Source organism: Ruminiclostridium hungatei (assembly GCF_002051585.1).
Taxonomy (GTDB): domain Bacteria; phylum Bacillota; class Clostridia; order Acetivibrionales; family DSM-1351; genus Ruminiclostridium; species Ruminiclostridium hungatei.
Map to the genome: position 1 here is coordinate 95,518 of NZ_MZGX01000013.1, position 12,577 is coordinate 108,094.

9 protein-coding genes are annotated in these 12,577 nt (G+C 42.6%); 1 reads left to right on the plus strand and 8 read right to left on the minus strand.

Going from position 1 to position 12,577, the window contains the following annotated elements; all coding sequences use genetic code 11:
- Positions 1–72: 72 nt before the first annotated feature.
- Together CLHUN_RS10960 and CLHUN_RS10965 are read right to left on the minus strand one after the other, a co-directional pair.
- Positions 73–1,899, minus strand: a complete 1,827-nt coding sequence (locus CLHUN_RS10960; protein WP_080064634.1) for an ABC transporter ATP-binding protein — start codon at positions 1,897–1,899, stop codon at positions 73–75.
- Entirely contained in the window at positions 1,896–3,731 is a 1,836-nt protein-coding gene (locus CLHUN_RS10965) for an ABC transporter ATP-binding protein (RefSeq protein ID WP_080064635.1), read from the minus strand. The genes CLHUN_RS10960 and CLHUN_RS10965 overlap by 4 nt, the downstream gene beginning before the upstream one ends.
- A 187-nt stretch (positions 3,732–3,918) precedes the next feature.
- On the opposite strand from CLHUN_RS10965, the gene CLHUN_RS10970 reads away from it, so the two are divergent.
- Positions 3,919–4,767, plus strand: coding sequence for a SurA N-terminal domain-containing protein (locus tag CLHUN_RS10970; RefSeq protein ID WP_080064636.1), 849 nt, complete (start codon positions 3,919–3,921; stop codon positions 4,765–4,767).
- Positions 4,768–4,878: 111 nt separating this feature from the next.
- Here the strand turns inward: CLHUN_RS10970 and CLHUN_RS10975 are convergent, their stop codons facing one another.
- The 6 genes from CLHUN_RS10975 to CLHUN_RS11005 form a co-directional block, all read right to left on the minus strand.
- Positions 4,879–6,729 (minus strand): WD40/YVTN/BNR-like repeat-containing protein, encoded by a 1,851-nt coding sequence (locus tag CLHUN_RS10975; protein ID WP_080064637.1) that lies wholly within the window; start codon positions 6,727–6,729, stop codon positions 4,879–4,881.
- A 136-nt stretch (positions 6,730–6,865) separates the two neighbouring features.
- Entirely contained in the window at positions 6,866–7,492 is a 627-nt protein-coding gene (locus CLHUN_RS10980) for a polysaccharide deacetylase family protein (protein WP_080064638.1), read from the minus strand.
- Between the two features lie 205 nt (positions 7,493–7,697).
- The gene (locus CLHUN_RS10985; protein WP_080064639.1) at positions 7,698–8,570 is read right to left on the minus strand and encodes an AraC family transcriptional regulator; all 873 of its coding nucleotides are present in this window, start codon (positions 8,568–8,570) and stop codon (positions 7,698–7,700) included.
- Between the two features lie 320 nt (positions 8,571–8,890).
- Positions 8,891–10,105, minus strand: coding sequence for a deoxyguanosinetriphosphate triphosphohydrolase family protein (locus tag CLHUN_RS10990; protein ID WP_080064640.1), 1,215 nt, complete (start codon positions 10,103–10,105; stop codon positions 8,891–8,893).
- Positions 10,106–10,462: 357 nt separating this feature from the next.
- On the minus strand, positions 10,463–10,993 hold the full coding sequence (locus CLHUN_RS10995; protein ID WP_080064641.1) for a hypothetical protein: 531 nt from the start codon (positions 10,991–10,993) through the stop codon (positions 10,463–10,465).
- Positions 10,994–11,599: 606 nt separating this feature from the next.
- Entirely contained in the window at positions 11,600–12,565 is a 966-nt protein-coding gene (locus tag CLHUN_RS11005) for an FAD:protein FMN transferase (RefSeq protein WP_080064643.1), read from the minus strand.
- Positions 12,566–12,577: the final 12 nt, after the last annotated feature.

Here is a 12,577-nt window from a genome sequence, read left to right on the forward strand (position 1 = left end):
TCCTTTTCCACCTCCGCCCTCTTCCTTCATTTGGAGACTTCTCTGTTCTTCCGATGTTACTTTTTTTGTTCTTTATTCCAGGTGCTGCTCAGCAATATACTGCCCTGCCTGTACACGCCACATCCCGGCATATTTACCGTCCAGCTTCAGCAGTTCCTCATGGCTTCCGGACTCTATAATCCTTCCGTCCTCCAGCATGAATATCTTATCTGCCAGACGGGTGGTGGACAGCCTGTGGGAGATGAAAACCACTGTTTTATTTGCAGCCGCCTCCAGCATGGACTGATTCAACTGGTATTCAGCTATGGGATCAAGGGCTGAGGAGGGCTCATCCAGGATAATAAGGCTTGAATTTTTGTAGAAGGCTCTTGAAATTGCAAGCTTCTGGGCCTCTCCGCCGGACAGGTTTACCCCGTTCTCCTCAAATTCTGCTGTCAGAGGAGTGGCCAGTCCGTATTTAAGTTCACTGAGTCTCTGAACAAAGCCGCTCTGTTCAAGTGCCTCCATTACCGGTTCCTCCGGCACGGCCTCCCCTATGTCCAGCAGCACGTTTTCCTTTACTGTGGCGGCATACAGCATGTAGTCCTGGAAAACCGTCCCCACATGCTCACGGTACTGGGCCACATCATAGTCCCTGATGTCAACACCATTTAGGGATATGGTTCCCTCCTTCACATCATAGAGCCTCATGAGCAGCTTTATCAGTGTGGTTTTTCCCGCCCCGTTGTAGCCCACAAGCGCAACCTTTTCATAGGGCTTGATTGTCATATTTATGTTATTTATAACACTTTTGGCCCCCTCATTATACGCAAAGGCTATATTGTCCAGCTTGAATATTCCCGGCTTTCCCGGCACCGCCAGCCGCTTTTTGCTGTCAATCCTGGGCTCGTAATCCAGAAAGCTGCGTATCTTGTCCACATACAGGCTGGTTTCACTTGCATATGGGTATATCTCGGTTATAGTCCTCAGACTCCTCTTAAACCTGCCGAAAGAATTGAACAGAATCACAACACTGCTGTAGGATATGAGACTGAGCACCGTAGCCTTATACACCAGATAAATGATATACAGCACATCGCTTATAAAGTCGTTGAAAACATAATCCCGCAGAAAGCTTAAAATAAACTTCCTTTTTGCATTCTCCCTGTCAATCTCATATATCTTTTTATTTGCAGCCTTGAACTTGTCCAGGAGTTTATGGGGTATATCCGGATTAAGTCTGAGCTCCTTGGCATAGTCATTCAGGTAGAATACCCTGTTGACATAGGCCCTTTTCCTCTCCTGGGGGTTTTTTTGAAGCCTTATTTTATAATTCAGCCTGTTAAATACCTGCATGAGCAGAGAGGACAGTAGGAAGGAGACTGCTACAAAGCACACCGAAAACCAATCCTTAATCAGAAAGTAGGTTCCTGTGGTAATGAAAACCGTCAGCCCGGTAAAGAGCTTGTTCAGAAATTCCAGCAGCCTTTCCACCTGCTTGTCCGCCTCTGAAACCGCAAGCACAAATTCATTATAATATTCCGGATTGTCATAGCATTCCAAATCCAGCTTACGGGCTTTTTCATACAGCATGAACTTCAGCTTCTGCTTCATTTTTGGCAGGGCCTTAAGGGATATGAGCTGGTTTACAAAGGCTCCGTATATCATTCCAAGGCCTATGAGGATAAAAAGGGCAATTATAAATACCGCCACATTCTGGAAAGGCCGCCCGTATTCAACGGACTCCAGTACATAACCTATTCCGTAAGTATGCTCAAAAAATATGAGCAGTTGGTTTCTCAGAATATCCAGTATAAATGCAAGGATGTACAGAGGGGACGCTGAAAAGCAGATTTTCAGGATAAACATATTATTGTCCAACACCTGTCTGAAGGGCTGCTTTGGCTGCTTGGGCTTCATAGCACCACCCCCTCTTCAATATTTTTCACCGCAAGATAATTCATGGCCTGCTTGGTATACATATCTGCATAGGGGCCCTTCAGCTTCATCAATTCCTGGTGGGTTCCCTGTTCCACAAGCTCACCCTTCTCAAACATGAATACCTTGTGGGCATTGCGTACCGAAGAAAGGCGGTGGGAGATAAATATCATGGTTTTATCCCGGCTTTCCTTCATAATGCTTTTATACAGCTCGTATTCCGCAATGGGGTCAAGGGCTGAGGAAGGCTCGTCAAACACTTTGACGGGGGTATTCTGCACAAAAGCCCTTGAGACCACTATTTTCTGATACTGCCCTCCTGAGAGCACCGCGCCCGCTTCATCAAACTCCCTTGTAAGAATTGTATTTATTCCATTTTCCAGAGTCTGTACCTTTTCGTACACTCCTGCCTTCTTAAGAGCCTCCGCCACCGCCTCATCCTCATTTTCAATATTACGTCCCATCAGCACATTATCCTTTACGGAAAGTGCAAGAACCCTGTAATCCTGAAAGGCTGCCGCAAATAGCCTGCGGTATTCCCTAAGATTATATTCCTTTATATTCCTTCCGTTCAGGAGGATTTCGCCTTCCGTAGGGTCGTACAAGCGGAACAGCAGCTTGATGATTGTGGACTTTCCCGCCCCGTTGTGGCCTACCATGGCCACGACACTGTTACCCGGTATGGTGAAGCTGAGATTTTTTACGGCATATTTGCCGTCTTTATAGGAAAAGCTTACATTGCGGAATTCAATGGAGGAAATCTCCCTGTCCGGCGTGCTGCCGTCCCAGTCCTCCGGAATCGCTTCCTTGTACTCCATGAAGGTACGCAGGTTGTTTACAAACATACCGTTTTTTATGGTCTCCATTATATTGTTGAAAAGGCCTATGAGAATCCAGGTTGCGGAAACCATGGTGCTTGACAGCACGGCCAGTTCCGCCAGGGATATACTTTTTACCACCATGGCCTTGTATGCTCCGTACAGCAGCACTCCCTCAAAGATTACGGAAAAGGTAAATACAACCTTCAGCACTTCTACAGGAATTATTTTGGGAGCATATTTGCCTGCAATGGCAACAGTTCTCTTTATTGCCTCGTCATATTTCTCCCTTATGAGGCGGTAGACATTTGAAAGCCTCATTTCCTTTGCGTATTCCGCCAGATACATTACCCTGTTTACGTACTGGAATACCCTTTCATTGGGAATGCCCTCCTTGTACCTCTTCAAGGACAGTTTATTCATAATGCCGCCAAAGACGAAGTTTCCTATAATGGGGAAAACAACGAACAATACCGCCACCCTGTCAATGTCATACATTGAAAAGAATACTGCCACTGTGGCAACAGAGCCGGTCAGTATTCCCCACACGTTGGTCACCACGCTTGTGATCCTGTCGCCTGCACCGTCTATGGCCATGGTATATCTATTGTAAAACTCCGAATCCTCAAAGCAGCCCAGTTCCACATTCCTGGCCTTATTATACAGCTTCAGCGACAGCCCCTCATAGGTTCTGGTATCGTTCAGCGGGAAGCAGACATTATTCACATAGCTCCTGTACAGCCCAACCAGTGCAAATGTTGCACCGCACAGCAAAATAAAAACCAGAATACTTTGAAAACTCATTTTCCTTTCAAAGGCATTTATTATGTACCTCATAAAAATAGTGCTGTAGAACACCCATTCAAAATATTCCAGAATGGATAAGGCAAGCCTGTGGGCCACATTGCTCCTGCTGATACCCCAGGCCAGCTTCATTGCAAAGATGTTGTTTTTAATTGAAGTTATATTTGATATTTCTTTTTGTTTTTTATCCATGAAAGCCTCCTGACATTCATATGATTCACACCCATCCATATCCAGCTTTTCATATTTTAACATATTTTATCGAATTATGTAACATAAGTGCCGGAATCAAAAATATATTGAAAAAAATATGCAATTACTGTAATATTATGAATTAAGTGGCATGTGCCAGAAAATTGAAAAGAAGGTGTGATACTTTATGCAAAGTGTTGTTAAGCCGCCTGTGAAACGGAAAAGGTTGATTATCATTATTGTGATTGTATTGGCTGCCCTGGCCATTCTGGCTGCAGCCCTGGTCATTACGAAAACCACGGGCAAGGCCTCCGACTATGTTCTGGGCCAGGATGCGCTCAAGGTAAACGGGCAGCTTGTTTCTGCCGATTTGTTCCGGGATGAACAGAATGTTTTATTCCTGAGATACAGGGGAGACGCTTCCATGCAGCAGAAGACGGAAGAGGAATTGAATGATATGGTGCTGGAGGCAGTTCTTGAAAAAGTCCTGACCGACGACTTTTTTTACAGTTCCGGGCAAAAGGCTACCCAAAAGGAAATTGACGATTATTACGACAAGTATGTAAAACCAAGCCGTGATGCACGTGCTGCTGAGGAATCCGACTTAAACGACGGACTTGACTATAAGACGGAAGCAGATACGAAAAAGGACATTGAAGTATACCTGCTGAAGCTCAAAAGTATACCCACACTGGCGCAATCTTACGGTATCACTCTTACGGATGAGGAATTTGATGAAAGCTATAAGGAATATACCCGCCAGTATAGTGATACTCCTCAATTTATCCATCCCAGGGACGAATATAAAAACATGCTGCTGCTTCAGAAGTTCTCCCAGTCGGATAAATTGGACCCATGGCTTGATAAGCTGAAGGGCAGTGCAAAAATAGAGATTTTGGACCCTGCCATGAATGCGTACACGCTTTACAAAAACGGAGAATACGCAAAAGCCGCACAGGAATATAAAAATGCTTATAAAAAATATAAAGTGAGTTTCTATCGTGACAGGCAGAAGGAATGTGAATCGTTAAATTAAACCGGGAAATACAGTCGGAAAATAAAGTCGGGAAATGATAATGATTAAGTCTGAGGCCGGGGAGCTTCCCGGCCTCTTTTATGCTTTTAAAACCCTTGATTTCCTGCTTGCTCAACGGACCGGGTGCAATTGCCGTTTCCACGCGCCGCCCCCGCTGGTGCCGGCATAAATGCTTTCACCATATATTCCGAAGGCATATACATCCATATTTTCAAGTCCGTAACCAGCCTCTTTCCAGCTTTCCCCACTGTCCCGGGATAAAAATATCCCTCCCCCGTCAGTTGCCGCAAAAATGGTTTCAGCTCTCACAGCCAGAGCATTGATATTTTTATTTGTGAGACCGGAATTCACAGTCTGCCAGCTTTTGCCGCCCCCTGACAGGACAAAGACTCCGTCGCCGGGAGTTGCCGCAAATATATGGTTTCCGCTGACGGCAAGGGAAAATATCTGGGTATTTGTCAGTCCGGAGTTAACCGACCTCCAGCTTTCTCCTCCGTTCTCCGAAAGAAAGACTCCTCCTCCGAAGGTTCCCGCATATATGTTTTTGCCCAGCACTGCAAGAGAACCCGCATTTAAGTTTGTCATGCCTGAATTGACAGGGCTCCAGCTTGTGCCACCGTCTCTTGATACAAATACGCCTCCCCCCAGGGTTCCTGCGTAAATATCCGAACCGCTGACCGCAAGAGAATATACATATTTGTTTGTGAGCCCTGTACTGGCTTCTTTCCAGCTAATACCGCCGTTCTCCGAAATAAAAACTCCGCTTCCGCTGGTACCGGCGAAAACCCGGGTGTCGCTCACGGCAATGGAAAAAACATACGGATTATCCAGGCCGGAGTTGACTGCCTTCCAGCTTTCTCCTCCATTCCCTGAAAAGAAAATACCTGCGCCGTTGGTGCCGGCATAAATACCTTCGGTCCCCAGGCCGGCAAAAGCACCCACGTGAGTATTTGCCAGGCCGGAATTTGCCGTCCGCCAGCTCTTTCCGTCATTGTCCGAGATATATACACCGCCTCCATTGGTACCTGCGAAAACATTTGTGCCGTTCACCTCCAGAGAATATACAAATCTGCTTGTCAGACCGGAATTAACCGCCTCCCAGCTTTCTCCCCCATTTGAAGAAATATAGATACCCTCTTCGGTTCCCGCAAAAATATTTTTGCCGCCTTCACAAAGGGCATGCACATTTTTGCTTGCAAGGCCGGTATTTGCCGCCTTCCAGCTTTCTCCACCGTTTGTGGAAATAAAAATACCCTCTCCGTAGGTCCCGGCATATATGGTTGTTCCGCTTGCCTCCAGTGAAATCACCTGGGTGCTTTTAATGCCTGAATTAGCCGTCTTCCAGCTCCTGCCGTCATCTGCCGACACAAGTACCCCGCTGTCCTCAGTCCCCGCAAGGATTTTATTTCCGCTGCATACTATGTCGTTCACGCTGACAGCCGTAAGTCCGGTAGGAGCCGCACTCCAAGCCTGGCCATGGCCGGACAGGAGAAAAACTCCGTAGCTGGTTCCCGCAAAAATATTATCCCCCGCCGCTGCAAGGGAGTACACAAAAATATTTGAAAGTGCCGTATCAAGCAATTTCCAGCTTTCACCGCCATCACCGGATATAAATACTCCGCTGGCTGTTCCGGCAAGAATTTTTGAACCGCTGACCGCAAGAGAATATACATTTTTTACTGTAAGTCCGGAATTGACTTCACTCCAGCTTTCACCGCCGTCTTCTGAACGAAAAATGCCCCTGCCTTCGGTTCCTGCAAAAATATTTTTTCCGTCAGCAGCAAAGCAATGTATGTAACCGCCATAGGGCCCGCTTGTCTGAACCCACTGTGCGGATTGAGACATATGGGGTAATATTAAAAAAACAAAAACAAGCAGCAGAATAAGCACAAATGACAGGATTGCTCCCGGCACAAGCGGCCCTTTAAGCTTCCTTGTGTTCTTCTCCAGGCTTTTCTCCATGATCTCCTCCACGTATAAATCATCCTTGTATTTCTATCATTACATATATCATATTTAACCATAATTCACTGAAAATCAGACCTGCTTCAATCGAAAAAGCCGCCCGTTTAAACAGGCGGCTGTAATTTTTTTGATATTAATACTGCGCGAAACCAAGACCGCGGTTCTTAAGATTTTTGATGACTGTAGGTAAAGCTGAAATTGTGTTTGCAGGCCAATCATGGAACAATGGGTTGCCTCCGGCCTGAAGGTTGTTTACGTTTGTTATGATCTGCTGTGCGGTTGCTCCGTTCCAGTCATTTGAGTAAACGGTAGGAGTGACGATTGAAAGTCCTAACGCAGAACATGCAGACTGGATTGTGGAATTACTCTCCAGATATGGAAGCCTTATCTTGGTTGGCTTGGCTTTACCTGCGCTCTGAATGGTCTGATTGCACTTGTTCAGATCATTGTATACCTGCTGGTAGCTCCAACTGGTCATGTGCTGGTGAGTGTAGCTGTGGTTCTGGATGCTGAAGCCTGATGACTTGTAAGCATTCCAGCCTGTTTGGTTGCTGGCGATATTCTGTCCTATTACAAAGAAGGTAGCCTGATATACTCCATTGTTTTTCAGAGTATTTACCATGTTCTGGGAGGTGCCGTTATTCGGTCCATCGTCAAACGTAAGGTAGACACTGCCCGCTGCCTGTACGCCTACTGTGGACAGGAAAAACGTAAACACCATAAAAACTGACAAAAATACCGCAATTCTTTTTTGTTTCATTTGAAAAAACCTCCTCAAATTTTTTCTGCTGAAATTTGAAAGTAGTACCGAAGTTATACTTTCATAGTAATATTTTACTATTTAGTATATTTTATGTCAATTGATTTTCCACATTTCGGCAGTGCCTCTTAGCAGGGTATTTTCAGACATTTTATGATATTTTGCGACAATTTCCCACTCTTTATATTGACTCTCAAATACAAGGTTAGCTTTTTATAACCGGTATCCATAGCTCACTTCGAAATACCGGCGATGTAACCTCCTTATGCTCATTCCACAGTATCTCCGGCCCTTCTGCCTGCTCATAGCCCGAGGACGGAAACCATTCGGAATATATGCGTCCCCACACCTTCTGCAAGGTGTCCGGGAACGGCCCCACCGCTTCAAAAACAGCCCACTTTGAGGCGGACACCTCAAGCATTTCCATGCCGGACGGACATTTCTCCGTTGTGGCTGCGCCGATGTAATGGTCAAGCTCTCCCTTCTCTTCCATTCTGCCTTCCGAAAAGTTTGCAGATGCACTTATGAGTCCACGGGGCTCAACATTCGACAGCTCTTTCAGCACTGCTATCCTCTCCCCTGTCAGGCTCGCCCACATGGCTGCGATGTCCGGATTAACCCCATTGAAAACTATTGGAACCCTTTTCTTGATGCCTATAATGCTAAATGCTTCTTTCTCCACTATACGGTAATTCATATTATTTCCCCCTTTTATTGATAATTGGAAGGTCATGGGAGGATAGGCCTTCAGGGACTGACCATTTTTCCGGGCTTCGGACGGCGTTATCCCATGTAGCCCCTGAAAGGCTCTTGTAAAAGAATCAGGTGAACCGTATCCGTATTTTACCGCCAGATCAATTATTCTGACACTGCTGTCATTCAGTTCAAGAGCTGCAAGGGTGAGCCGCCTGCGGCGGATGTACTCAGACAGCGTGATGCCTGACAGAAAGGAAAACATCCTCTGAAAATGGTATTCAGAGCAGGCAGCCAGTCTTGCAACTGCCTTCATATCGATTTCATTTTCAAGGTTTTCTTCTATATAGCGCAATGCATGGTTCAGTCTTTCCAGTGAATCCATATTCCAACCTCCCTTCATCAATATAGTAGCAGGATATGCTTGCGTCCTTCCGACATTTCCTGTACGGGATTTGCAGGAGCAGGCGGCGGGATGGATATTGCAGAAAAAGCCGCCGTATGTAAATGGTGGTTATAGCTCAATACAGGAATTATCTCCAGCCCGGACGGATTAAATCTTCTCGTTCCCCCCAGGTAGGGTGAAGTATGGAAGACTGACTTGATTTCAGAATCGTCACAATAATTACTGGGTGTTCAAATCATAATCAACACTTAATGTCATAGGTTCAATGGCATATATTTTTTACGTTCCACTCAGCCAAACTAATCAAAATATTTTATGTACCGAATTTCGCTATTCAAACGGTCTTCCTGAAAAATATGTTTAAATAAATCCAGAAAATAATCATCCGTCATACTGGCAATAAAATCCGTTACAATATCATGCTCGTCAGCGATAATTTTTCTACTGTCATCCTCACGGTAACAGCTTCCCTGTATAGGATGATTTAAATAATGCTTGAAAATAATTGAATTGAAATCTCGTTTTAAAATGTCATCTATAAACTTTTTATATATTTTCTCCATCATTGGCTTAACTATATTATCATAAGGTTCAACCACCTTTGGACTATTATATATTTTACTTGTATTATCATCGTATATGGTTTTAATATCAAGAAATACTTCCTGATCCATTGAAATAAACGGTTTGCCCAAACTATTCTTTACAATGTCAGTTATCACATCATTAATAATACCTGCATTTTTACCATCAAGATATTTGCCTGGTTTGAAATCTTTTACTTCAAAACTTGCCTTTTTTGCATCTTGCCGGTCTTTTCCTACATATGCGAGCATATCACTTATTCTGACAACACAGCCTTCCAGTGTTGCAGGATGCAATTTTTTAATATATTCGCTATCTTTATAGCAGTTCTCCAATATATCAATATATTCTTCAAAAGTTTTAAGTCCACTTGGGTGATATTCTTTAAACGCTTTTTCTCCATTGTGACATAGGATACCATCCAATGTTTGTAACGTCAGATTTGTTCTCAAGATTGTCCTGAAAACCCTCACACTGTGGACATTATGATTAAACAGCCTGCCTGTATTTTGAAAGTATAGGTTGTTTAAATAAGCTTCTCCCCTGTGACCAAAAGGCGTATGGCCCATATCATGTCCTAATGCTATTGCCTCAATAAGGTCAAGGTTTAGCTTTAATGCATGGCCTATAGTCCGTCCGATACGTGAAACCAGTTGGACATGCAGGGCACGCCTGGTGATATCATCATTTTTGTAAAATGAAAAAACTTGTGTTTTATCTGTATATCTATTATACTGCAAACTGTTGATAATTTTGTCACAGTCGACTGCGTAAGGCGATCTTATGGAATCATTATCAGTCTTTGAGGAAAACTCACGAACACTTTGTGCAGACCTGCACGCATATGGCGATAGAAAATCATCATAACTATCCATTATGTCTTTTAGCTGTTTCTTTTGCTCTATGTTGAATTCGAAATAATCATCCATAGTATGTTTTTACCTCCGCATATAACCCCTGTGCCTCTTAGAAATTCTTATTCAAATTGAAAAAAGCATTATATAACAGGCAATATTCTTCAAATAAAGTGAATTACCGGCCTTTTGACCTTTCAGCAGCAACAGGATTATTTTTTATACAGACATTCTATTTGAAAATTCAGGTTAAATCAATCATAAATTACCATTATATAGAATTTATTTGAGCAAATTTACATTATACATAACTAGATACCTTTAAAACTGTCCTCTCATAAAAATAGCACTCCTCCATAATTTTTGTGATTATGAAGGAATGCTATATGATATTATATGAAGCTTTCAAGCATTATAGGCAAAGTAGTTATTTCAACCAATGCTGTCACTATACTCTTTGGAAAAAGCCATATTGGCATGGTAGGAGAGATTACTTTTTGTTTCATTGACATGACAATACACATCCTCAATATTTTGCAGTCCAAACGCATTTTGTAATTCATTTACTGCCGCCTCAACCCTTTTATTATAATCCCAGTCATCAAGTTGCTGCTTCCTAATCTCATCAATGAATTCTTCAAATTTGTCTTTGGGCGCATAGCTTATATATTCTAAAGCAGATGCATCTTTACAGGAAATAACAAGACTCAAAAAGTCTATCAGATTCCTTCCAACCAACTCCACATAATGTCCAGGCATCATAGGACTTACCACATAAACCGGTGAGTTTTCAAGCTCCTTTTCACCTTTGATAATGCAATAATGAATTCCGTCGGTGCCAAGCTGAGCAAAGATAACCGCATTTAGCGGGGTACAAAAGTAATGCGGAAAATCCTTTGCAAGCAAAAGTCCTAAAGCATTTAATTCTTTTTCTGCCTGGTATAATCTATCTAAAGTCTCCATATCACAACCTCTTTCAAGCTTTAGTCAGCGTCCACCCATAAGCGGTATTTACCACAATTCAGGCATCTGAATAAATACCCTTACTTCTTTCTCTAGCTCTTCTTGGCATATCATTATCCTCTTTGACCCTTTTGGCTTATTGTACCATAGTCAAAGAAACAAGGGAACCGTCCCCTTGTTTCTCTCAGAAAAAACAAAAAGCATCAACAATGTTGATGCTTTGACCTGTTAAAAACTCTAAAATAGCAGTTTGCTATAAATATGCAATAATATAACGACTAAAGTTAAAATGCTTACTACTATATGTATATTTCTTTTTGTCAGACTGGATTTTGAATATTTCGTTAATATACCAAAGACAGTTATTATAAGTAGTAATAGTAATGACAAATATCCAAATGTAAATTTAATACTTAAGCTTGATAATAGTGAATGAAATATACCAATTGCAACGGCAAAAAAACCAATAAAGCAATGTGATTTTTTGGCAATACGCTTTATGCTATATAGTTTCGACGCTTTCAGTATACTAAAAGTTATACCTGCCATAAAAAAAAGCAATGAGAGAAATCCCGTAATTAATGACATTCTGCCTCCAGAAAGTATTCAATCTGCAGCATAACAACTAAAACCCCAATTCTGTTCGGTTAAGTAAAAGGATGGTTGTATGCCTTTTGTCAAATATATTTCGTTATCTTTTGTTACCAATATTGCTTCAGCAGCACTGGATTTTTTAATCAATTGAATCCCATCCTCCAAGCCCATTACAAAGGCGGCCGTCGATAATGCATCTGCTTGCATGGAGTTCTCACAAATCACAGTAGCACTTACCATATCAGATTGTGATGGCCACCCTGTTCTATTATCCAATATATGATGATATCTCTTACTGTCAACTTCAAAATACCTTTCGTAGGGGCCGGAGGTAACTACAGACTTATCTGAAGCTAAAACTACTCCGAAATGAACACCTCTTTGCTTATAGGGGTGTTGGATACCTATAGCCCAGTCATCCCCCTCGGGCTTCTTTCCCAATGTTTTAACATTACCTCCAAAGTTTATAAAGGCTGACTCTACACCCATTAACTTGTATAGTTCAACACATATATCAGCCGCAAAGCCTTTACCTATGCCTCCAAGATCAACCGCAGAGCCTTGCTTCTCAAGATAAGCCGTATTAGTTGCATTATCAATGTGCATGCTTTTGTAGCCGACATGTTCCATTAGCTCTTTTATTTCACTTTCACAAGGCACCCGGTCAAGCCTCCCACAATGTCTCCAGTAATCAATTACCGGTGCTAATGTTATATCAAAAGCTCCGTTTGAGAGCTCAGAAAATTTATATGCCTCACTTAGAACATGAATAACCTCTGAGCTCAGATTTACCTTTTCTTTTCCAGCCACTTCGTTTAATTTAGAAATATCACTGTCTTCTTTGAAAAAACTCATCAAATTTTCTAAACGGTTTATTTCATTAACTACCTTTTTGTATACATCAATGGGATTTTTACAGTATATTTTCTGTTCCACAATTGTATTCATAAAATAGTCTTGAGTTTCAAAGCAATCCATGTTTTATTTAAC

Coding starts and splice junctions, on each gene's coding strand:
- CLHUN_RS10960 (WP_080064634.1), bottom strand. CDS start 1,899: ATGAAGCCCAAGCAGCCAAAGCAGCCCTTCAGACAGGTGTTGGACAAT.
- CLHUN_RS10965 (WP_080064635.1), bottom strand. CDS start 3,731: ATGGATAAAAAACAAAAAGAAATATCAAATATAACTTCAATTAAAAAC.
- CLHUN_RS10970 (WP_080064636.1), top strand. CDS start 3,919: ATGCAAAGTGTTGTTAAGCCGCCTGTGAAACGGAAAAGGTTGATTATC.
- CLHUN_RS10975 (WP_080064637.1), bottom strand. CDS start 6,729: ATGGAGAAAAGCCTGGAGAAGAACACAAGGAAGCTTAAAGGGCCGCTT.
- CLHUN_RS10980 (WP_080064638.1), bottom strand. CDS start 7,492: ATGAAACAAAAAAGAATTGCGGTATTTTTGTCAGTTTTTATGGTGTTT.
- CLHUN_RS10985 (WP_080064639.1), bottom strand. CDS start 8,570: ATGGATTCACTGGAAAGACTGAACCATGCATTGCGCTATATAGAAGAA.
- CLHUN_RS10990 (WP_080064640.1), bottom strand. CDS start 10,105: ATGGATGATTATTTCGAATTCAACATAGAGCAAAAGAAACAGCTAAAA.
- CLHUN_RS10995 (WP_080064641.1), bottom strand. CDS start 10,993: ATGGAGACTTTAGATAGATTATACCAGGCAGAAAAAGAATTAAATGCT.
- CLHUN_RS11005 (WP_080064643.1), bottom strand. CDS start 12,565: ATGGATTGCTTTGAAACTCAAGACTATTTTATGAATACAATTGTGGAA.